Here is a 23038-nt window from a genome sequence, read left to right on the forward strand (position 1 = left end):
AGATTAAAAGGATTAAAAAGATTTTATTTGAATTCTAAATTAAACTCTAACCTACCTATTTCTGTTATTTTCTCACACAGATTAAGTAGATTTTTTTTATCTTTCATCTTATATCTTTTATCTCCCAATCTTTTTTTAAATTTTACCTTTTTTGTTCAGTACTTCAAGTTTTTGATCTAAATACTTTACGAATTCTTCTTTTGATTTAATTCCGTTAGGCTCTTGTTCCCAGGCGCCTAAAAAGTAAAAAGAAGTTGCTTTTGTAGTAGGTTTAAAAACCAAAAGGTAATCTAAAGTGGTATCGGCAACATTTTCGATTGTATTGGTTTGATAAAAAATAGCCATTCCTAACTTATCCGGAACTAATGATTGCTCACCGTAAGTGGCCAAATACGCCCATTTTTTATTTTTACTTTCTTTTTTTAGTAATTCAGCATCTTTTTGCTTTACAATTCCGGTACAAATTCCTTTAATTTCTTTTGATGCCTGAATCGTGTGTTGCGTATAAAGCTGATCTGGTTTAATGGTTAAAACTGATGTAAAATCGATTTTATCAGAAGCCGTTTTCCATCCGTAGTAATTCACTTTTACACCAGATTCATTCGTTTTGTTTACCACAGTTGCAATGGTTGAGTCTACTTCACGGAAGTGTAATTTTTCATCATTTAAATAACGATCGATAGACCCAATTCCGATTCCTTTTCCGGCTTTAAGAATATCTGCACCCCAATCGCTCATTTCGTGATACGAATCAAAATTATCCTGACCTACTAATGGCAAAATGTTTGCTGAAGTTTTCTTTCCAAAAATATCAATGGCATTTCTCCAATCCAGATACAAACGATATCCAATGCGGTTACTCTCCCAACCCGGACCTTCGTAACGAATATCAAAAGAATGATCTGTATGTTCCGGAGCTAATTTTAGTCGGTCGACATTTTTAAAAACAGTTCCTCCAATATATTTACGTCCTTCCCATTTCCCATCAGTTTTTGCAGATATTTCGGCATACGTTTTCGCTGTTTTAATGTCGTATTTTTGAGCATTAACCGCTGTAACTCCAACTAAAAATAAGGTTGCTAATGTGATCTTTGTTTTCATTTTATTATAAATTATTTGAATATTCTGTTTAAAAATTGTGTGGTATATTCTACTGTTTCATCCAACCAAGGCTGAAAAAACCAAAAGGAATGAGGTGAATTATGAATTATTTTTACTTCATTGTAAATCTTATTTTGATTTAAAATTGCAATCATATCATCTCGCCCTGCATGAAACCGGTCAAAACTGCTGTTGATAAACAGTGTTGGCGGTGTATTTTTATCAACATGACTTAATGCCGACGCTTGTTTCCAATTTTCCGGATTTTCCTCATAAGTTCCGTTCAACCAAAAAGCAGCCATTTCTCCTTCTTCTGATTCGGGATGTTTAAAAGCCAATATTCCATCTACATCAATAATCGCCTGCACTTTCGAAGAAGACTTACTCTTGTATTTTGCATCTTCAAAAACTAAATTTCCATTTGTTGTACCAATCAAAGCTGCCATTTGGCCTCCTGAGGAGCATCCTAAAACGGCAATTTTGTCTGGATCTACATGAAATTTCTTCGCATTATCTTTTATAAATTTAATAGCATTTTTTACATCATAAATCGCTTGCGGATATTTTGCCTCGAGCGATAATCTGTATTCAATTGCAAAACAAGAATACCCTTTTGAGGTTATTTCCTGTGCTAAAACCTGCATTTGATTTTTATTTCCTGATCTCCATCCGCCTCCATGAATCATGATTACGCCTGGATTATTTTTTTCCTTTTTATTAAAAAAGGCATCTAAATGTAATACTCGGTTTTTTTCCTTGTAATACACTATATTCTCGATCTGAACATCATTTTCTCCTTTATTTGCTTCGGCAATTTTTATAAAAGGATATTTCTTAATTAGTTTGACATAAGTACTTTTTACGGTATATGACGTATCAACACTATAACCTTGTGCTATAATCCCCTGAGAAACAAACAATAATACCAACAACATTCTTTTCATTTCAAGCGAACTATTATTTCGTTAAGAAAGGAGTCCGATTCATGACCGAACTCCTCTTAACTTCTTCAAAAAAACAAAACCTCAAAGATTATAAAAATTACTAATAACCAGGATTCTGAGGGAAATCTTTATTTTTATTCAAATCAATTGCTTTTTGAGGAATTGGTCTTAATAGTTTTTGATTCGGAGCAGTTCCAAAATCGGCTAATTTAATTTTATAATTATTGCCTGGTACTCGTGTTGTCAAGGTACCTGTTCGTTTTAAATCAAACCAACGATTATACTCACCTAACATTTCTCTTGCTCTTTCATCCAAAATGTAATCGATATTAAATTCTGCAGGAAGGGCGCCAGTTACTCCTGCTCTGGTTCTCACGGCATTTAAGCGTAATAGTCCCGTTGCAGGATTTCCTGCTTTAAGATAAGCTTCAGCAGCAATTAAATATGTGTCTGCTAATCTTGCCAGAATAATATCTCTTGTGCTTACAGCTCCAGTACCAAGTGGTGTCGATAATTCAGGATCATCAAATTTTTTCACAGGTATCGTACCACAATCATTAATCCATCCCGGAACAGCAACGCTTTCTGCACCGTATTCTCCATATCTATGGTATCCTCTCGGGTCTCCATTTGGTCTATTAGGTTTTTGTAAATCAGGATGTGAAGCTATATAAGCAGCTCTTTGAGAGGGTGTATACCCTTTTGGCTCATAAAAATGCAATGTTTTTAATGTGCTCAAAGTACTACTTCTATAATAAGGAAAATATACAACAGTTGAAGATACTCCGTTTGTAGTTTCAGTACCTGAATAAATTGTGGTCATAAAAGTTGCATCCCATCTTTTGTCATTTGGCCCCTCATAAAGATCTAAAGCGTACTGTGTTGGTAATAAATTTTGACTTCTTTGTGGCGCACCAACATTGGTACTTCCTAAATTAGAACTATAATAAGAATATTGTCTGTTACCAAGAGTGGTTGGACTAGTACTTGTTGAAGCTTTGTCATATTGAACAGAGAAAATAGTTTCTGCATTTAGATCGTTTCCAGGTTTAAACAGTTGATCAAATGGCAATACTAATGGCTGTCCTGCAATAGCTGCATCTGCAAAGGCTGCCGCCTTAGCAAAATCTGTAGACTCCCCATAAGATTGGTACCCTCTTGTTAAATATACTTTAGCCAATAAGTCATTTACAGCTCTCTTGTTCACTTTTCCTGATGTCGCATAATTTGCTATTCCTACATTTGCTAAAGAAGCATTCAAATCTTCAATAATTTGATTGTACACTTCTTGTTCTGTATTTCTGTTAAAAGATGTGTTTTCAGTACTAACTATATGATCATTAACAATAGGTACTCCTCCATAAGCCTGAACCAACAAGAAGTAAGCATTTGCTCTTAAAAATCGAGCTTCACCTACTAATACATTCAAATTAGATGTTTGCTCTGTAATTGTTGAATAATACAATACTTTATTTACTGATTGTATTTGAGAATAACAAGATACATATAACTCTTCAACATTGTTAGATGAAGGTACAAGACTAGCATAATTACTTAAAGGCGATTCGGGATTAAAACCTTCAGCATACAAATCAGTCCCTCCCACAAAAAACCATGGATTATTTCCATAAATTTCTTTTAATCTTGCATAAGTAGAATTCACTAACAATTGAAATCCACCTGAGGTTCTGTATGTTTCATCAGCCGCAGGATAAGACAAACTTTTTTCATCTATGTCACTACACGAAGTAAATAGTGAGGCAATTACTCCTAAAATTATTATTATTTTTTTCATTTTTTATTTTATTAAAAGTTAACACTTAATCCTAATTGAGTAGTAATAGAAGATGGACGGTTAATACCTATCGCAGCTCCTGCCCATTCAGGATCGTAACCATCAAAATCAGTAAAAACAAACGGATCTAAAACATTAATGAAAATTCTTAGATTACTAATTTTAAGTTTTTGCATCAAATCTGAATTTAATGTATAACCTAATGAGATGTTTTTTACTTTTACGTAAGATGCATCTCTGTAAAATGCATAACCAACAAGACCTGTATTTGTTGTCTCGAGATAAGTCGCACCTGCTCCATTACCACCCGCTGTAGGACCAGGTCTTGGAGCATTATTTGAAGCATTTGGAGTAACACCAGCACCATTGGTTGGTACAAAATAGTCCATTTTTACCCTTTGACGGTTTCTGTCTGTAACATCTGTAAATTGTCTGTGAAAAGGACTATATACGGTTTGTCCCTGACTCGTAATAATCGAGAAATTGAAATCAAATTGGCCAAATGTCAGTTTAGAATAAAAACTTCCCTGCCATTTAGGAACGCTACTGCCAATTACAGTTTTATCGTTAGCATCAATTTTATTATCACCATTCAGGTCTTTTAATTTACCATTACCAGGTTTAGCACCAAACAAAGCAGCTTGAGTAGCTTCGCTTTCTTGCCAAACGCCATCATAGACATAGTGGAAATTAGGATTTAATTCTGAACCAAGAATTAGATTATTCCCTATATCACTCGTTTCTTGGTAATTAATAGAAACTAATTCATTTATATTTTTACTAAATATGAATGTTGTTTCCCATTTTAGTTTTTCTAATTGAATATTTTTAGTTGTCAACGAAACTTCAACACCTTTGTTACTAACTGAACCTACATTGTCAAATGTTCTTGCGTAACCCGTTTCATAAGGAAGCTGTCTACTATTGATTACGTTAGTTGATAATCTGTCATAAACATCAACACTTCCTGAAATTCTGTTTTTTAGTAATCCAAAATCAAGTCCAAAATTTACTTCTCTTGTTTTTTCCCAAGCTAATTTTTTATTAGCTAAATTTTTTGATTGCCATCCTGCAACCAGATTCGATCCGTTCGCATAGAATGTTTGTTGGTCTAAAAGTGCTTGCGAGGCATAAGCATTAACGTTGTCATTTCCTGTATACCCCAAACTAGCTCTTAATTTCAAGTCAGAAATAATGCTGCTGTTTTTTAAAAATGACTCTTTGCTAATTTTCCAGCCTAAAGCTACAGATGGAAAACTTTCCCATTGATTTCCTTTTGATAATACAGATGAACCATCCCATCTGTTAGAGGCAGTTAATAAATATTTATCCTTGTAAGCATAATTTAAACGTACAGCATAAGATTTTAACTCGTTTTTCACATAAGGTGTTTCTGGTGTTGGGGCAACAAAAGAATAAGTTGAAGGTGATCCAGAACCAACATTGTATATCCCTGATTCAAAAGGCTGATTACTTGAATATAAGTATGAATTTTCATCCGTGTTGGCGTAAGTACTTTGCAATAATAACATACTAAAATCATGTACTTCATTAAAAGTATGCTTTAGGTCTAGCTGATTGTCCCAAGTATAATTGAAATTATTGTAATTTCTAATTGATGAAGAATTCCCTTTTACTAGAATTCCCTGATTTGTATTAGCGGTATTGGATATACCTGTAACAGAATTTACTATACCTGCAGCAAAAGTTGTTTTAAAGCTTAACCATTTTAACATTTGGTATTGAAAATAAACATTACCTACAGTTTGCCATGTTCTTTCTGTTTGTGAAGAGTTTGCAATTTCCATTAATGGATTGACATTACCAGTTCTGTCTAAAATAAGGGTGGTATTACCAGGTTGCGTTATTTTACCAGGCTGTAATGTTAATTGTCCTACAATATCATTCCCGTTAGCATCAACGGCCCATGGAGATAAAAGTGTAGGTAGCCTAAATGCATCCTGCATTGCTAAATCACTACCTAATTGGCTCACAATACGCGCTACAGTAATGTTTACACCTGTAGAGAATTTGTCATTTATTTTATGATTTAATCCTAACTTGAAAGAGTACTTGTCTGTCGAATCATTATCAATAAGTCCTTCATCACTTTGCATACCAAGCCCTATGTTATAGCTTAAACCTGAATCGCCACGCCCCGAAATGTTTAAATAATTATTTTGTGTTGCACCAGGTTTAAGTATCGCATCAACCCAATCATAACTAAAACCTTCATTGTATCTTTTAACTAATAAAGGACTATTACCTGTAGAGGCAGTTGCAAGTGCCTGAGGTGTTTGCGAAGTTGCTGGATAAGATAAAAATGCAGATTGATTAAATGCATACCACTCTTGTGAATTCATAAATTTTGGTAATCTCGCAGCTGTTTTAGTTCCATATGATGTATTAAAACTAACATTAATTCCTTTTTTAGCTGTTGTTCCACTTTTTGTTGTTACAATCACAACACCGTTAGAAGCTCTCGAACCATATATTGCTGCAGAAGAAGCATCTTTTAATACATCCATTCTGGCAATGTCTTGTGGGTTTAAAAAGTCAATATTGTCCAGTGGTACACCATCAACAACAAACAATGGAGTCGATCCTACACTTGTAGAATTAGTACCACTAGTATCAGATAGCAAAGAGTTGTTTCCTCTGATAACGATTTTGTATCCATCGCCTGCACGCCCTGAAGCAGAAGAAATTTGAACACCTGCTGTACTTCCTTGTATAGCTTCTAATGGATTTGTTGTATTTCTCTCAGTTATAGTCGCCGCACTTATAGTACTTACTGTACCTGTAACATCTGATTTTTTCACAGTACCATATCCCACCACAACAACTTCATTAAGTGAGTTCGATTGTTCAGACAGACTTACGTTTACTTTAGATTTTCCTGCAACAGTAACTTCTTGTGTTTGAAAACCTAAATAGCTAATTATTAAAATGGCTTTATTACTGGTTACGTTAATTTTAAAACTTCCCTCAAAATCTGTAGAGGTACCATTTTTAGTTCCTTTCTCCTGGACATTTACACCTGGTAGTGATAATCCTGCAGCATCTGTAATTTTCCCTTCTACCACAGTAGATTGAGCGTAGATTGTAGTACTCAACAGGAAATTCAGGAAAAATAAAAATACAAGATTGTATTTTATTTTTTTCTTCGATAATTGTTTAAAATTCATAGTTTGGTTAAATAGTTTTGGTTAAATTGATAGTTTTTAATTTTTAATCGTTTCTACTCTTTTTTCATTCGCATTTGTATTTATAAAATTGATATTCTTTACATTTTTTAATAAGTAAGGTTCCCCTACTTTGGCTATTACTACATTTTTTAGCGTAATATTCTCGACAGGAGATTCCTCATATCCTTCGGCCCAGACTCCGTATTTCCCGCCGTTTTTTACCGTTATATTTTCAAGATTGATATTTCGTACTGTAGGTATAAAATTTCCTGTTTGAGAACCGTATACGTTATAGAACATGGTTACACGCAAGACACATTCTTTTACAGTTCCTACTTCAAGATTTCTCACATAGATATCTTCTACAATTCCTCCTCTTTTTGAATTGGTTTTAATACGAATTGCACGATCCAGATTAGGACTGTCCATTACACAATTCTCTACAAAAACATTATTTACACCAGCAGATATTTCACTTCCCATCACAACTCCGCCATGACCATCGATCATTTTACAATTCTGAACAATGATATTTTTACTTGGTATTGCCACTCTTCTTCCATCAGCATCACGTCCGGATTTTATGGCAATACAATCATCGCCAGTATTGAAAGTGCAGTTTTTAATGAGTACATTTTGAGAATATTCAGGATCGCAGCCATCATTGTTAGGCCCGTGACTATTTACTGTTACGCCATCAATAATGATGTTATTTGTTTTTATGGGATGTAAAATCCAAAACGGAGCATTTATTACGGTAATATCTTTTACTAAAACTGTGTTACATTCAAAAAACTCAATAAAATTGGGGCGTAAATAACGTCCTTCACCAAAAATACGATCCCCAACCGGAACACCTTTTTCTGCCATTTCAATTAAAACTTCGCGGTTTTGAGGATCATTTTGAGAAGGAATTCCTTTCTTCCATCCGTAATCTTTTCCTCCGGACCAAATCCACCAGTTTGTATTATCAGCCTGACCATTAAGAGTTCCTTTTCCTGTTATGGCAACATTGGTTTTATTTTTGGCATATATAAGAGGAGAATAATTCATAAGTTCGGTTCCTTCCCATGAAGTATGAACCATCGGGTAATCTTTTGGGTTTATGCTGAAAAGTATTTCTGCATTATCTTCTAAATGCAAATTCACATTACTTTCTAAATGTATGGGGCCTGTCAGATATTTTCCATTAGGCACCAAAACTCTTCCACCGCCATTGCCTGCACATGCCTTAATTGCTTTTTCGAAGGCCAGTGTGTTTGAAGTTTTTCCATCAGCAATGGCACCAAAATCATTTATATTAAAAGTTTTATCAGCAAATTGAGTCTGAGGAATACTCTTTATAATTAATTCCATCTTTTTCCAAGGATCTGAATCAGAAACTACAGTAGCATGCTTTGCACATGACAACACTGTTATAGCCATTATACTGGAGATTAAAAAAGGTCTAAGTGCTATAATCTTATTTACAAACATTTGTGAAGGATTTATTGTTTAGTCTTTCAAACCATTACATATATGTAATCGATTACACGAAAGTATAAAATAAGTTCTTACACACCAAATTAATTAGTAAAAAATTTATATATTTAATTTTTATTATGAAATATAATTACACTTAATGTAAAAAAACCTATAATTTATTATCATTGTTGATCCGAAAACGTTTTAATTATAAATTATGGTAATCGATAACAATTTGTGTAACGTTATAAAAAAAAATGTATTTTTGTCTGAGATTAATCTGAAAACCTTTTTTAATGAGCGAAAAAATAACTATTTACGATATTGCTGAAAAACTGAATATCACTGCCGCTACTGTTTCAAGGGCTTTAAACAACAATCCTAAAATAAAAGAAAGCACACGCGAGCTGGTTATTAAAACCGCTGCTTCGATGAACTATAAGCAAAATAAACTGGCGTTGGCATTAAAAAGCGGACGTAGTAATAATATTGGCGTTATTGTTCCTCGTATAGACAGCAACTTTTTTGCATCTGTCATTAGAGGAATCGAAGAGGAACTTCATCCTCATGGTTATCAGGTAATCATTTGCCAGACTCATGAAAGCACGAAAAGAGAAAACGAAAACTTGTATACCTTAATAGATGCTCAGGTAGATGGCATATTAATGTCTGTTACCGATGTGACCGGAGAAAACGATGGTGCATTTCATAATGTATTACAAAAAAATGTCCCTCTTATCTTTTTTGACAGAAGCAAACATATTGACGGCGTTAGCTCAGTAACCATCAATGACTTCAAAGGTGGCTACCTTACCACAAAACACTTAATCGACGAAGGCTGTAAATCTATCGCTCATTTATCAGGAGATCAATCACTTGAGATTTTCAAAAACAGGTTTTTAGGATACAAACAAGCTTTACTGGATAACGGAATGGAATTTAGAGAAGAATATGTAATCCCCGTTAAAAGTTTTGTTGATGCAGGAAAAGACGCAGTTGATATTTTATTACAATTAGAAACTCCACCGGATGCTATATTTTCATCCAGTGATTTCGCTGCTTTAGGGGCAATTCAAGAGCTACGATCAAGAAATATTAATATTCCTAAAGATTTTTGTGTAGCCGGTTTCAGTAACGAACCATTTACTAAATTCATGGAATTATCTATTACTTCTGTAGATCAGTCACCACTGGAAATGGGAAAAATGTCAGCACGTGTTTTCTTAGAACAAGTAGATAAAACCGACACTATAAAAATTGAAAAAAAGGTTGTTCTCGCTCCTGAATTACACATCCGTAAATCATCGTCAAGATCTAACTCATAATTTTTTTTACCCTATAAGTTCATTTAACAATGAACTTTTTTTTTACCATTAAGATATTAAGAAAATTAAGTTCAAAGCTCATATCTTAATAGTAAAGATTAAGTTTCATTCTCTTAGAAAAAATTAAAAACCAATAAGCACAAAGCTTTATTATCTTAACATCTTAATGGTAAAAAAACAAAAAAGCTCACTTTTCAAGTGAGCTTTTTGTTATATAGTTAGCTTTTAATTAAAGCGAAACTCCTCTTTTCCAAGGAATAAATACATCTTGTTTCAATTGGTCTGCTTTTGTTTCCACGTTTCCGCTCGCCAATTCTATAATGTAATCTACTATTTCTGCTCCAACCTCGGTAATGGTTTTTTCACCAGTAATCACCGTTCCGGCATTTACATCGATAATATCAGACATTCTATTAATTAATGCTGTGTTCGAAGAAATTTTCACAACGGGTGCAATCGGATTTCCCATCGGATTTCCTAAACCTGTGGTAAATAAAACAACTGTTGCGCCCGATCCAACCAATCCTGTGGTACATTCGGCGTCATTTCCTGGCGTATTTAAAAGATTTAATCCTGGTTTTGAAATATATTCTCCGTAATCTAAAACATCTACAACAGGTGAAGTTCCTCCTTTTTTAGCTGCGCCAGCAGATTTCATTGCATCTGTAATTAATCCGTCTTTGATGTTTCCCGGAGATGGATTCATATCAAACCCTGAACCTGCATCTACAACTGATTTTTCAAAAGCTTTCATTAAAGTTAAAAACTTATCTGCTTTTTCTTCATCAACACATCGGTTCATCAATTCTTGCTCAACGCCACATAATTCCGGAAACTCTGCCAAAATTGTTTTCCCTCCCAAAGCTGCAAAAATATCTGAAACAATTCCTAATGCCGGATTAGCAGAAATTCCTGAAAATCCGTCAGACCCTCCACATTCTAAACCAATACTTAGCTTTGAAAGAGGAGCAGGTTTGCGTTCAATTTTGTTGGCTCTTTTAATAGCTTCATAAGAATCTTTAATCACCATTTGAAACATTTGATCAGTAGTTCCAATTTGTTGTTGCTCATAGATCAAAATTTCTTTATCACTATTCGGACTCATTTCTTTCAATGCCTTTTTAAAAATATCAACTTGCAAATTTTGGCAACCTAAACTTAAAACAGTTGCACCTGCAACATTTGGGTTGTTCACATATCCTGCAAGCAGTTTTGCCAACAATTCTGAATCTTGTCGAATCCCTCCACAACCACCTTGATGATTGATAAATTTTACTTCGACGTTATTTAAAAGATTTTCATTTAAATTTTTATCCGAAACTTCTTCTACGCTTTTTTCTTCAATTAAAGAGCGTAACAAATTTTTATAAGAAACTTCTTTTTTAGGCATTAATTCATTTTCGAAAATATCTTTCAGTTTTTCGATATTTTTGTTTTCACAAAAAACCAATGGAAAAAACAACCAAACGTTTTTGGTTCCAACTTGCCCATCAGTACGGTGGTATCCGTTGAAAGTTTTATCTTTCCAACGATCTACATTTGGTGGAGTCCAACCTAAATTTCCGTTTTTACCAAAAACTTTTTCACTTTGATGTTTTACATTTTCGGTGGTAATTACTTCTCCTTTTTTTATAGGTTTGGCAGCTTTTCCAACCAAAACACCATACATTATAATATCATTACCAATTGTAAAATCTTTCTCTGCGATTTTATGTTTTGCTTTAACATCAGTTGTTGGTGAGATGGTATTTCCTTCAAACATAATTTGTTCGTTTTGTACCAAATCGGTTAAAGCGACAATTACGTTATCTGCCGGGTTGACTTTTATTAATTTTTTTTGCATGATCGTTTTTTTTTAAGTAGCTAAGTTTTTAAGGTGCTAAGTCGCTAAGATGCGTCCCGAAAACTTAGAATTTTAGAAACTATTCCAATTAATAATGTTTGCTAAAATTAGCAAAACCTTTTTCTATTCCGTATTCTTCAATTTCATTTAAGGCCAGTACCAAAGCCTCAGGTAAACCTTTCACCTGAGTTAAATCTTCACCCCAGAATTCAGTATTAGCCAATATTTTAGCTACAACTAGATCTGTAGCTTTTAATTGCCACGCGTTTTTAAATGCTTCAACTATCTCCGGAGAATCTTTTACAGGTAATGCTTCGTTATTCCAGGTTCCTTTGTAGAACTGAATTAAACTTGCTAACGAAAAAGTTAAGTTAACAGGCAATTTTTTATTAGCATTATAATATCCTAATAAACTAGGTAAAACTCTTACTTTGAATTTTGAAATAGAATTTAATGCAATATCAGCCAGCGCATGTTTGATAAATGGATTTTTAAATCGGTCCATTACCTCTTCAGAATAAGCTGTAATTTCATTTTTGTCCATATCAAGCGTTTCACTAATTTCACTAATAACGCTGTTTACGAATTTTCCGGTAAAATCTCCGTTTACCGTTTCCATTACTAATTTATTACCATATAAAAGTGAAAAAGGAACCATTGCCGTGTGTGCACCGTTTAGAATACGAACTTTAATCATTTTAAAAGGACGTATATCATCAACGATTTTTACATTCAAATCTATTTTATCAAAAGGTAATTTTGCTTTTAAAGCATCGCCACCTTCAATAGCCCAAAGAAAGAAAGGTTCTGCAGCAACAATTAAATTGTCCTTATACTCTAATTTATTATTGTATTCTTCAATTTCAGCTCTTGGATATCCGGGAACAATTCTGTCAACCAAAGTACTGTGATACGTACAAGCATCTGATACCCAAGTTTTAAATTCATCCTCTAATTTCCATAAATCAACATATTGCAAAATATATTTTTTAAGCGTCTCTGAGTTATAATCAATTAATTCACAAGGAATTATAGTTACTGCTTTAGAAGTATCTCCATTGAAATGTTTAAATCTTTCATATAATAAAACCGTCAACTTTGCAGGAAATGAAACTGGCGGCTGCATATCCGGAGTATCACTTTCGATGAATTCAATTCCGGCTTCAGTAGTATTTGAAACAATAAACTGAAGTTCTTCTTCTTTGGCTAAAGCCAAATAATCTGCAAATTCAGTATACGGATTTATAGCTTTTACAATATTAGTGATCAACTCAATATCCTGTATTTTTTCGCCTTTTTTAATACCATTCATAAACAAAGTATAAAGACCATCCTGATCGTTAATCAGGTGTACCATACCGTCTTTCAAAGGTTGCACCATTGCAATACCGGCATTAAAATCAACTTCTTTATTTAGTTTGTGAAATGCGTAATCAACAAAAGCTCTCAGGAAATTTCCTTCTCCAAACTGAACTACTTTTATTGGCTGTAATTTTTCTAATCCTGTATTTTTTCTGTTTAACTCTTTCATTTTAAATCTTTAAAGTGTTATAAATAACCACATTAAAACCTTATTAGCTTTTAAATCTTCCATTGTAAAAGAAACATTACACTTGTGTGAGGAAAGTAAATTTTGCTGTGAGGAATGACAAAATTTATTTTTCAAGTGTAATGCTCAATTACAATCTCTAAAATCTAAAAAAAACGCTTGTAAATAAGGATCGGTATGATTACTCCTTATTTATTTTTAATATTTTTGATGATATCAAGAACCTGGCTTACTTTCGTTTTTAAGCCATCATAATCCTCTTTATCTAATATATCTTTCGAAATTAATTGTGAACCTAATCCCACACAAGTTGCGCCTGCATTTAACCAGGATGACAAACTTTCTACGGTTGGATAAACACCGCCTGTTGGCATAATATTCGTCCACGGGCAAGGTCCTTTTATAGCTTTTATAAACTCTGGTCCGTAAATATCCGCAGGAAATAATTTTACGATTTCACATCCTAATTCTTCCGCTCTTGCAATTTCAGTAAGTGTTCCGCAACCAGGCGACCAAAGCACTTTACGTCGATTACAGGCTATGGCTATATCTTCTCTAAAAACAGGAGTTACAATAAAATTAGCCCCTAAACTCATATACAATGAAGCTGCTGCTGCATCGGTTATAGAACCTACACCCAACATCATTCCCGGCAGTTCAGCCAAAGCATATTTGTTTAAAGCTCCAAAAACTTCATGAGCAAAATCTCCTCTGCTGGTAAACTCCATTAATCGCGCACCACCATCATAACATGCCTTTAATACTTTCTTGCTTACTTCTATATCTGAATGAAAAAACAACGGAACCATTCCGTTCTCTTTCATTTGTAAAGCCACTTCAATTCTTGAATATTTTGCCATCTTTTCTTAATTATCTTGATACTAATGCAGAACCATCTCCATCTATCATATTTTCAACTTCTTTTAAAGTAACCAGATTATAATCTCCTGCAATGGTATGTTTCAAACAACAAGCCGCTACTGCAAAGTCTAACGCTCTCTGGTTATTATTTTGATATTGCTGTAATCCGTAGATCAATCCACCCATAAAAGCATCTCCACTACCTACTCGATCCACAACGGGTGTAACTTCTTTTACAGCTGCATTATAAATTACTTTTCCGTCAAATAAAATACCGCCAATTCTCTGGTGTGATGCACTTACAGAATAACGTAATGTAGTGGCTACTGTTTTTAAATTCGGAATCAAATCAAACAGTTTCGTATACAAAACAGGAAGTGATTTCTCATCCTGATAATTCGGGTTAACCTTAGGTATTCCTAACATGAAATACGCCGTATCTATATCTCCTAAAATAACATTGCTATACTTTAGCATTTCTGGCATAACATCACTTGGCGTTTTACCATATTGCCATAATTTTGATCGGTAGTTCAAATCGCAAGAAATAGTAATTCCCATTTTATGCGCTACTTTAATAGCTTCTAAACAAGCTTCTGCAGCACTTTCTGAAATTGCCGGGGTAATTCCGCTCCAGTGAAACCATGTTGCACCTTCCAGGACTTTCTCCCAATTAATTGTACCTTTCTGAATAGTTGCCATCGAACTATGTGCACGATCATAAACAACATTACTGCCACGTGTTCCGGCACCGGTTTCAAGAAAATAAATTCCTAAACGTTCTCCTCCGTAAACTACGTTTTTAGATTCTACGTTCATTTTTCGCATTTCTTTTAATGCCGAAGTACCAATTTCATTCTCAGGTAATCTTGTTACAAATTCTGCGTTTACGCCATAATTCACCAAAGACACACAAACATTAAATTCGCCTCCTCCGTAAGAAGCACCAAATGCCGTAGATTGTGAAAAACGTAAATGCCTCTCTGTAGAAAGACGCAACATAATTTCTCCGAATGCAACTACTTTACTCATATTATTTTTATTGTTTTACCAGTAATTTTTTTTTACCACTAAGAGACTTTTCTTTTTACCATTAAGAGATTAAGAAAAATTAAGCTTGATGGTTTGTTTTAGTCATCCCGATAGGTATCGGGATAAAAAATTAAAATGATTTCTTAAATTAAATCCGCAAAATCTGCGTTTTGCTTTCTTTTAAAACTTTTAATCTTAATTTTCTATTCAGCATTCAACTTAATTTTCCTTAATATCTTAATGGTAAAATTATTTTTAGAACTTGAAATATTCTTTTGCGTTGTTATATGAAATGTCTGAAACTAATTTTCCTATCCATTCCATATCGTTTGGTAATTCTCCGCGTTTGATTTCGTCTCCTAAAAGATTACATAAAATACGTCTGAAATATTCATGTCTTGGGAAAGACAAGAAACTTCTTGAATCTGTCAACATACCTACGAAACAACTAATTAATCCCATGTTAGAAAGGGCATTTAATTGTTTGGTCATTCCGTCTTTTTGATCTAAAAACCACCATCCTGATCCAAACTGTACTTTTCCGCGCACGCTTCCGTCATTGAAGTTTCCAATCATGGTTGCCATCACTTCGTTATCAGCAGGATTTAAGTTATAAATGATTGTTTTAGTCAATTTATCTTTACTATCTAATGCGTTTAAAAAGCTGGATAATTTTTGCGCCTGCGGATAATCTCCAATAGAATCCCATCCTGTATCCGGGCCTAAAATTCTGTGCATACGTGCATTATTATTACGCAATGCACCTAAGTGAAACTGTTGTACCCATCCAAATTCATGATACGTTTCAGATAAGAATAATAAAACAGCGCTTTGGAATTTTAAAGCTTCGTCCGGTGATATAATTCTGTTTTCTCTTTTCTTTTTGAAAATAGTATTTATTTCAGATTCTGTAAATTCTTCAAAATAAATCTGATCTAAACCGTGATCACTTAATTTGCAGCCGTTTGCATTAAAAAACTCAATTCTCTTTCTTAATGCAGCCTGCAAATCAGCAAAAGTATTAATTGCAATACCGGACACATCCCCTAATGTGTCCAGATATGCATTATAACCATCATTAGAAATTAAGATGGCTTTATCAGGTCTGAAAGCCGTACTCATTTTAGTTCCGATAGGATTTTTTGTTAGTTTCTGGTGAAACTCTAAACTATCAATCGGATCTTCTGTGGTACAAACCAATTCAGCATTTACTTTTTTAAGCAGGTTTTGTGTACTGTATGCCTGAGAATTAATTTTCTCTGTCGTTTCTATATAAATTTTCTCTGCTGATTTTTCGTTTAGCAAATCATAAATATCAAAATAACGGGCCAATTCTAAATGCGTCCAGTGATACAAAGGATTACGCATCGTGTACGGAACCGTTTTTGCCCAATTTAAGAACTTATCTTTATCTGAACCATTTCCTGTTACAAATTGCTCGTTGATCCCTAATGTACGCATCGCACGCCATTTGTAATGATCTCCGTTGATCCAAACTTGTGTTATATTATCAAAAACCTTATCCTCGGCAATAAACTGTGGATTTAAGTGATTGTGGTAATCAATTATAGGTTGATTTTTTGAGTAGTTATGATATAACTCTTCAGCGAATTTATTTTCAAGTAAAAAGTTATCGTTTATGAATGTCTGATTTAAGCTCATGTCTTTTTTAATATAATTGAGAATTAATCTTCGTTTGATGGTTTACCAATTGTAGCCAGAATTCCTCCATCTACATACAAAATGTGACCGTTGACAAAATCACTTGCTTTTGAAGATAAAAATATAGCTGCTCCTGCTAAATCTCCGGGATCACCCCATTTTGCAGCCGGAGTACGGCTAATGATGAAATCGTTAAACGGATGACCGTCAACACGAATTGGTTTTGTTTGTTCAGTAGCAAAATAACCTGGCCCAATTCCGTTAATCTGAACGTTGTATTTTGCCCATTCTGTTGCCATGTTTTTAGTCAGCATTTTTAAGCCGCCTTTTGCAGCAGCGTAAGCACCAACCGTATTACGGCCTAATTCGCTCATCATCGAACAAATGTTGATTATCTTTCCTTGTCTTCTTTCGATCATTCCTTTAGCAACATGCTTAGATACTATAAAAGGACTTACTAAATCAATATCGATCACTTCTTTAAAATCAGCAACTTCCATTTCGATTAACGGAATTCTTTTGATGATTCCTGCATTATTAATCAAAACAGCGATAGGACCAACTTCACTTTCAATTCTCTGAACGGCAGCAATAACTTCTTTTTCATCGGTTACATTAAATTTATAACCCACTGCATTTATTCCTTCGTTTTTAAGCTCATTTACAGCATCATCAATTTTTTGCTGAGAAGAGTTTCCGTTTACAACAATTGTTGCTCCCGCCTGACCTAATCCTTTTGCCATTGCCATTCCCAGTCCGTGTGTACTTCCTGTGATCAGGGCAATTTTTCCTTTTATATCAAATAAGTCTGTCATAATTCTTATCTTAAATCAGTTATTTTACAAACATCCATATCTCCGTAATCTAAATTCTCTCCTGCCATTCCCCAGATAAAAGTATAATTACTGGTTCCTGATCCTGAGTGAATTGACCATGGTGGAGAAATTACAGCCTGATGATTGTTCATCCAGATATGTCTTGTTTCCTGAGGTTGCCCCATGAAATGACAAACTGCCTGATTTTCCGGAATATCCAAATAGAAATACACTTCCATTCTTCGATCGTGTACGTGAGCCGGCATGGTATTCCAAACACTTCCAGGTCGTAACTCCGTCATTCCCATTTGTAACTGGCATGTTGTTACAACACTACCAATAATCATTTGGTTTACGGTACGGTGATTAGCCGTTTCCATCGTACCTAATTCTAATTTATTTGCCTCTGCCAAGCTTACTTTTACCGTTGGGTAAGTAGTGTGGGCCGGTGCAGAGTTGATATAATATTTCGCAGGATTATTACTGTCGTCACTTTTAAAAATTACTTCTTTATTACCGCTACCGATATACAAAGCATCTTTAAATCCTAATGCGTATGTTTTTCCTTCTACAACAATAGAACCGCTTCCTCCAACATTAATAATTCCGATTTCTCTTCTTTCTAAAAAATAAGATGCCTTAAGCGGATCGATACTTTCTAACACTAAATTACCTTTTACAGGAACTGCAGAACCTGCAATATATCTATCGTAATGAGAATAGGTTAGAACAATCTCATCTTCTTGCATTAAGTCATCAATTAAGAATTCACTTCTTAATTCCTGAGTATCATATTTTTTTACTGCTTCGGGGCTTGACGCGTATCTTGAACTATATTTTGTCATAATTTTTATTTTAATGTAATCGATTGCACAAAATTAGATTTTTATTTTAAATATACCTTTTTTAAACTTATAAAATTTTCTAAATATTACAAACCAGTAATTGGGCTGTATTTAGGAACTAAGCTTTTCATTACGACCCAACCTGTTAAGTAACATACTGCACAGATAGAGAAAATAATAAAATAGCCTGCTTCGATACCATGAAAGCCCATAAATGACATATTGGTTTCTTTAGCATGATCAAACAATAATCCTGAACCTTTATTGATTATAGTAGAACCAACACCTCCTGCTAATCCTCCAATTCCTGTAATAGTTGCGATTGCTTTTTTAGGAAACATATCTCCAACAGTTGTAAAAATATTTGCCGACCATGATTGGTGAGCTGCACCTGCAATACCAATTATAATTACCGGAATCCAGTAACTTATATAACCTAAAGGCTGTGCAATTAAAGCCAATAAAGGGAAAAATGCAAAAATCAACATCGCTCTCATTCTTCCTTCGTAAGGGTTCATTCCTTTTTTCTCTACAAAATAAGTTGGCAGCCAACCTCCTACTATAGAAAGTAGGGTAATCATATATAAAACAAACAATGGCAAAGCAGCTTGTGTAGAATCCATTCCGTAAACAGAGCTTAAATAAGCCGGTGTCCAGAACAAAAAGAACCACCAAACACCATCGGTCATAAATTTACCAAATGCAAAAGCCCAGGTTTGTTTGTATTTAAAACATTCTACAAAAGACACTTTTGTGGTTGTTTCAGGCACATAACCTACTAACTTACTATCTGCAATATCATCTTGTTGAATATATTCTAGTTCTGCAGCACTTACTTTTGGATGTCTTTCTGGCTTATCATACATAAAAACCCAAAATCCCATCCATATAAAACCTAAGGCTCCAATAATAATAAAAGCCATTTCCCAACCGAATGATTTAGCTATAAACGGAATCGATATTGGCGCTGCTAACGCTCCAACTGTTGCACCTGCATTAAAAATACTGGTTGAAAATGCTCTGTCTTTTTTAGGAAAATATTCGGCTGTAGTCTTAATTGCTGCTGGAAAGTTTCCTGCCTCACCCACTGCCAGAATAAAACGGGCAAAAATGAACAATGTAACACTTACATTAATCACCAATCCTGTATCCTGCACCAACTCTATAGCGTCTTTTGCGCCTTCAAATCCTACAAACCAATTTCCTGTAATTATTCCTGCTGTTGCAATACCGCAAAAAGCATGTAAACAAGCACCTAAAGACCATATTCCGATAGCCCACAGAAATCCTTTTTTAGTATCAAGCCAGTCTACAAATCGGCCTGCAAATAACAAAGAAACAGCATAAAAAATAGAGAATAATGCTGTTATATTTCCATAATCATTATTTGTCCAATGGAATTCCGGCGCAATAAAATCGCTCCATGTTAGTGAAAGTACTTGTCTGTCTAAATAGTTGATTGTGGTAGCAAAAAACAGTAAAGCACAAATACTCCAACGATACGTTCCTGTAGATTTTTTTTGGTCTTGGTTGGTAATAACTGTGTCTGGTGGTTGGTTCATAGTAAAATTGAATTATAAAATTGATATTTTTTTTTGCAATATTAATTTACTCATTGCTCTTAAAAGACAATAAAAATCAATCTGCCAAATCTAACAAAATAAAATAATGTAATCGATTGCACAAATATAGTTTTAAATCTTTATATTCCAAATATATTAGATAAAAAATTATTTTAACTAAATAAATAAACATATAGAACAAAAAAGTCTATTCAAAATTACACATTAAACAATATATCTGTTAAAAGCAGGCATATGAAATTTGTCCTTTTTAGGGGGTAAAATTGTACTAGAATCAATACTTTCAAATCAATTAGCAATCCTGTAAGACATCTCAAAATAAAAAGTTCTTTTTAACGTTTTTTGAGTTACAGATATAGGCGAAAAATCTCTATTTTTGAATTTCTTACTAAAAAATTACATTTAACTAATTCGTTATACAATTGAAAAAATCAAAAAAACAGTTCCTGAAAAAATCGATTACAATTCTTGCCTTGTTTGCAAGTGCCACATTTCAGGTACAGGCTCAAAATAATGTAATCATCCCGCTTTGGAATAAAATACCAGACGAAATCAAAGCAGCCGATTACAAAGAAAACGAAAGTATTAAGGATGGAAAAGTCCAAAGTACAAGTCTGGTTTCTGTTCCCACATTAAGTATCTTTTTACCTAAAAAAAGTAAAACCAATCAGGCCGCAGTTATCATTTTTCCTGGCGGAGGGTATCAACATTTGGCAATTGATAAAGAAGGAACCAAAGTAGCCGAATGGTTTAATAGTCTGGGCATTGTTGGTATTGTAGTTAAATATCGACTGCCAAATGATAAGATTATGAAAAACAAAAACATTGGCCCTTTGCAAGATGCCCAGGAAGCTGTGCGTTATGTGAGACAAAATGCTGCAAAGTATAATATTGATACTAATAAAATTGGAATTTTAGGATTTTCTGCTGGAGGACATTTGGCATCTACACTGGCTACACATTACGACGAAAAAACATATGAAACCACTTTTAAAGTCAGTGCCCGTCCAGATTTTTCTCTTTTAATCTATCCTGTAATATCCATGCAAAATGATATTACCCACAAGGGCTCGCAAACTAGTTTGCTAGGCAATAATCCTTCTCAGGAATTGCTTGATACGTTTTCGAATGAAAAAAGGGTAACCGCACAAACTCCGCCAACTTTTTTGGTGCATGCAACAGACGATACGACTGTTTTACCCGAAAACAGTATCAATTTTTACTTAGCGCTTAAAAACAATGGCGTTCCCGCTGAATTGCATATTTATGAAAAAGGCGGACATGGTTTTGGCCTGGGCATAAAAGATACCAGCAAGTTCTGGACTCGAGATTGTGAAGAATGGCTTAGAAGTCAGGGATTAACTAAATAAAATTAATAGGAGTATAATTTTTTACCCTCTCGAAGCATAGAAATAGTGTTATGAAAATGATTGACCTATCCCCGATAGTCCTGAGGCTTCGGGAGCAAATCCTTTCAGGATCAGGTACGGGATTAGCTTCAATGCATCAAATTAAAAAAAAAGGCAAAACTCATAAAGTTTTGCCTTTAACCAACATCAAAAACTATAAAAAAACGGATTCCCAATCCGTTAAACTGACAATTCTTTCTCTAAGACTTGTTTAGCTTTGGTAATAGGAATTGCTTTTGTGGCAACTTTTGGAGATGCAGCTGGTTTTTTGCCAAATTTCTGTTTTCCCCACCAAATTAAAAATCCAGTAATAGGCAAACTGGCAGAGATTAGACTGGCAAAAAAAGCAATAATTTTCCCTGTAAGTCCCAGTACACTTCCTACATGAATATCATAATTCATTCTTCGTATTTTGTCTGGTATATTAGCATCGATATATTTTCCTGAAAAAGTTGACTTTATTGAAATCTCTTTTAAAGTCTGCTGATCAAAATTATACCTGTCCATATTATAGTAGGTGTTTTTTTGTTTGTAAACAAAAGCTCCAATAGGATCTGCTGGTTTGGCAGGAATAGAAATTAGAATTCCGGCTGCCTGTGGATTTTCTTTGTTCATCTTCAACAAAACTTTATCAGCCGTAGTAAGATTAAAAGTCCTAACATTTGTAGTGTCTGATTTTGGAGATTCACGGCTTTCGACTAATGGTTTTCCTCCGGATGTAACCCAGTATAGTGATTTACTCCACCAGTCAAAACTCCATACTAAACCGGTTACAGCAATAAAGAATAGAAAAATACAGCTGTAAAACCCAAGCACATTATGCAAATCATAATTGACACGTTTGAAACTGGCATCTGTTTTTATTTTAAAACTTTTATTAATAATGGACTTAATCCATTTAGTTGGCCACCAAAGCACTATCCCTGAAATTAATAAAATAACAAAAATTATAACCGCCACGCCCACAATTGGCCTTCCTATATTATAAGGTAGCCATAAAGCTCGGTGACCGTTTAATATCCATCTGAAAAAATCGGGAGATTCTCCTCTCGAAAAAGATTTTACATTTAATATTTCTCCGGTATACGGATTCATATAAATACTGGTAAAAACACCACTTCTTCTTTTTCTGGGCTTTTCTTCTTTTTCCCCTTTTTGCTTGCCTTTTCCTTGCGGTTTTAGATCAGATTTTCCTTTTTCACTCCCATTTTTAGCCGTGTCATTTTTAAAACTTCCTTTTTTTCCTCCTCTTTTATGTTCTCCTTTTTCGTCTTTGCTTTCTTTTTTCTCGATAAAATACCCCACGATAGCAGCATCCTCTTTTGATCCAAAAGTAACACTTGTGGCATGATTGCCTTTCATGGTTTTATCTGCAATTGTAACTAATTGCGAGGGCAATAAAAAAGCTTTTTCCTGAGGTTCTACAAAACGCCAGTCTTCGATAAAATCCTTAATTTCGTTTTCAAAAACATAAATACAACCCGTTAAACTAACAATGACCACAATAATACCGGAAGCCAGTCCGAGCCATAAATGCAACCAGGCCATAATACGCTTGAAAAGCGATTTTTTACTTTTTTTCTTATTTGTATTTGATTTTGAAAAAGAAAACATAATTAGTA

Annotated in this window: 16 protein-coding genes; 2 read left to right on the forward strand and 14 right to left on the reverse strand. The window is 34.1% G+C overall.

What is annotated here, in order from left to right; genetic code table 11:
* Positions 1 to 135: 135 nt before the first annotated feature.
* The 5 genes from LNP81_RS21920 to LNP81_RS21940 form a co-directional block, all read right to left on the reverse strand.
* On the reverse strand, positions 136 to 1101 hold the full coding sequence (locus tag LNP81_RS21920) for a DUF4861 family protein (protein WP_230039411.1): 966 nt from the start codon (positions 1099 to 1101) through the stop codon (positions 136 to 138).
* Positions 1102 to 1112: 11 nt separating this feature from the next.
* Positions 1113 to 2045, reverse strand: a complete 933-nt coding sequence (locus tag LNP81_RS21925) for an alpha/beta hydrolase (RefSeq protein WP_230039412.1) — start codon at positions 2043 to 2045, stop codon at positions 1113 to 1115.
* A 100-nt stretch (positions 2046 to 2145) separates the two neighbouring features.
* A complete protein-coding gene (locus LNP81_RS21930; protein WP_230039413.1) occupies positions 2146 to 3840 on the reverse strand; it encodes a RagB/SusD family nutrient uptake outer membrane protein in 1695 nt (564 codons plus the stop codon).
* Positions 3841 to 3851: 11 nt separating this feature from the next.
* Entirely contained in the window at positions 3852 to 7028 is a 3177-nt protein-coding gene (locus LNP81_RS21935) for a SusC/RagA family TonB-linked outer membrane protein (RefSeq protein WP_230039414.1), read from the reverse strand.
* A gap of 36 nt (positions 7029 to 7064) precedes the next feature.
* The gene (locus LNP81_RS21940; RefSeq protein WP_230039415.1) at positions 7065 to 8453 is read right to left on the reverse strand and encodes a glycoside hydrolase family 28 protein; all 1389 of its coding nucleotides are present in this window, start codon (positions 8451 to 8453) and stop codon (positions 7065 to 7067) included.
* A 335-nt stretch (positions 8454 to 8788) separates the two neighbouring features.
* On the opposite strand from LNP81_RS21940, the gene LNP81_RS21945 reads away from it, so the two are divergent.
* Positions 8789 to 9817: a LacI family DNA-binding transcriptional regulator gene (locus LNP81_RS21945; protein WP_230039416.1), complete on the forward strand. Its 1029-nt coding sequence runs from the start codon at positions 8789 to 8791 to the stop codon at positions 9815 to 9817.
* A gap of 229 nt (positions 9818 to 10046) precedes the next feature.
* On the opposite strand, the gene LNP81_RS21950 is transcribed toward LNP81_RS21945, so the two are convergent.
* From LNP81_RS21950 to LNP81_RS21985, 8 genes are all read right to left on the reverse strand, one after another.
* The gene (locus tag LNP81_RS21950) at positions 10047 to 11660 is read right to left on the reverse strand and encodes a UxaA family hydrolase (RefSeq protein ID WP_230039417.1); all 1614 of its coding nucleotides are present in this window, start codon (positions 11658 to 11660) and stop codon (positions 10047 to 10049) included.
* An 88-nt stretch (positions 11661 to 11748) separates the two neighbouring features.
* A complete protein-coding gene (locus LNP81_RS21955) occupies positions 11749 to 13191 on the reverse strand; it encodes a tagaturonate reductase (RefSeq protein ID WP_230039418.1) in 1443 nt (480 codons plus the stop codon).
* 206 nt (positions 13192 to 13397) lie between these two features.
* A complete protein-coding gene (locus tag LNP81_RS21960; RefSeq protein ID WP_230039419.1) occupies positions 13398 to 14069 on the reverse strand; it encodes a bifunctional 4-hydroxy-2-oxoglutarate aldolase/2-dehydro-3-deoxy-phosphogluconate aldolase in 672 nt (223 codons plus the stop codon).
* A 10-nt stretch (positions 14070 to 14079) separates the two neighbouring features.
* A complete protein-coding gene (locus LNP81_RS21965) occupies positions 14080 to 15102 on the reverse strand; it encodes a sugar kinase (protein WP_230039420.1) in 1023 nt (340 codons plus the stop codon).
* 255 nt (positions 15103 to 15357) lie between these two features.
* Positions 15358 to 16764 carry a glucuronate isomerase gene (gene uxaC / locus LNP81_RS21970; protein WP_230039421.1) on the reverse strand — a complete coding sequence of 469 codons (1407 nt, stop codon included), beginning with the start codon at positions 16762 to 16764 and terminating at the stop codon, positions 15358 to 15360.
* A 23-nt stretch (positions 16765 to 16787) separates the two neighbouring features.
* The gene (locus LNP81_RS21975; RefSeq protein WP_230039422.1) at positions 16788 to 17579 is read right to left on the reverse strand and encodes a gluconate 5-dehydrogenase; all 792 of its coding nucleotides are present in this window, start codon (positions 17577 to 17579) and stop codon (positions 16788 to 16790) included.
* Positions 17580 to 17584: 5 nt separating this feature from the next.
* Complete coding sequence (kduI, locus tag LNP81_RS21980; protein ID WP_230039423.1) at positions 17585 to 18424, reverse strand: 5-dehydro-4-deoxy-D-glucuronate isomerase; 840 nt, start codon at positions 18422 to 18424, stop codon at positions 17585 to 17587.
* Between the two features lie 86 nt (positions 18425 to 18510).
* Positions 18511 to 19986, reverse strand: coding sequence for an MFS transporter (locus LNP81_RS21985; RefSeq protein WP_230039424.1), 1476 nt, complete (start codon positions 19984 to 19986; stop codon positions 18511 to 18513).
* 443 nt (positions 19987 to 20429) lie between these two features.
* On the opposite strand from LNP81_RS21985, the gene LNP81_RS21990 reads away from it, so the two are divergent.
* Positions 20430 to 21377, forward strand: coding sequence for an alpha/beta hydrolase (locus LNP81_RS21990; protein WP_230039425.1), 948 nt, complete (start codon positions 20430 to 20432; stop codon positions 21375 to 21377).
* Positions 21378 to 21596: 219 nt separating this feature from the next.
* On the opposite strand, the gene LNP81_RS21995 is transcribed toward LNP81_RS21990, so the two are convergent.
* The gene (locus tag LNP81_RS21995; RefSeq protein WP_230039426.1) at positions 21597 to 23030 is read right to left on the reverse strand and encodes a PepSY-associated TM helix domain-containing protein; all 1434 of its coding nucleotides are present in this window, start codon (positions 23028 to 23030) and stop codon (positions 21597 to 21599) included.
* Between the last annotated feature and the right edge of the window lie 8 nt (positions 23031 to 23038).

Source organism: Flavobacterium piscisymbiosum (assembly GCF_020905295.1).
GTDB classification, from domain to species: Bacteria; Bacteroidota; Bacteroidia; order Flavobacteriales; family Flavobacteriaceae; genus Flavobacterium; species Flavobacterium piscisymbiosum.

What these genes read in the sequence shown, in the direction of transcription:
- LNP81_RS21920 (WP_230039411.1), bottom strand. Translation starts at nt 1,101, where the DNA reads ATGAAAACAAAGATCACATTAGCAACCTTATTTTTAGTTGGAGTTACA.
- LNP81_RS21925 (WP_230039412.1), bottom strand. Translation starts at nt 2,045, where the DNA reads ATGAAAAGAATGTTGTTGGTATTATTGTTTGTTTCTCAGGGGATTATA.
- LNP81_RS21930 (WP_230039413.1), bottom strand. Translation starts at nt 3,840, where the DNA reads ATGAAAAAAATAATAATAATTTTAGGAGTAATTGCCTCACTATTTACT.
- LNP81_RS21935 (WP_230039414.1), bottom strand. Translation starts at nt 7,028, where the DNA reads ATGAATTTTAAACAATTATCGAAGAAAAAAATAAAATACAATCTTGTA.
- LNP81_RS21940 (WP_230039415.1), bottom strand. Translation starts at nt 8,453, where the DNA reads ATGGCTATAACAGTGTTGTCATGTGCAAAGCATGCTACTGTAGTTTCT.
- LNP81_RS21945 (WP_230039416.1), top strand. Translation starts at nt 8,789, where the DNA reads ATGAGCGAAAAAATAACTATTTACGATATTGCTGAAAAACTGAATATC.
- LNP81_RS21950 (WP_230039417.1), bottom strand. Translation starts at nt 11,660, where the DNA reads ATGCAAAAAAAATTAATAAAAGTCAACCCGGCAGATAACGTAATTGTC.
- LNP81_RS21955 (WP_230039418.1), bottom strand. Translation starts at nt 13,191, where the DNA reads ATGAAAGAGTTAAACAGAAAAAATACAGGATTAGAAAAATTACAGCCA.
- LNP81_RS21960 (WP_230039419.1), bottom strand. Translation starts at nt 14,069, where the DNA reads ATGGCAAAATATTCAAGAATTGAAGTGGCTTTACAAATGAAAGAGAAC.
- LNP81_RS21965 (WP_230039420.1), bottom strand. Translation starts at nt 15,102, where the DNA reads ATGAGTAAAGTAGTTGCATTCGGAGAAATTATGTTGCGTCTTTCTACA.
- uxaC (WP_230039421.1), bottom strand. Translation starts at nt 16,764, where the DNA reads ATGAGCTTAAATCAGACATTCATAAACGATAACTTTTTACTTGAAAAT.
- LNP81_RS21975 (WP_230039422.1), bottom strand. Translation starts at nt 17,579, where the DNA reads ATGACAGACTTATTTGATATAAAAGGAAAAATTGCCCTGATCACAGGA.
- kduI (WP_230039423.1), bottom strand. Translation starts at nt 18,424, where the DNA reads ATGACAAAATATAGTTCAAGATACGCGTCAAGCCCCGAAGCAGTAAAA.
- LNP81_RS21985 (WP_230039424.1), bottom strand. Translation starts at nt 19,986, where the DNA reads ATGAACCAACCACCAGACACAGTTATTACCAACCAAGACCAAAAAAAA.
- LNP81_RS21995 (WP_230039426.1), bottom strand. Translation starts at nt 23,030, where the DNA reads ATGTTTTCTTTTTCAAAATCAAATACAAATAAGAAAAAAAGTAAAAAA.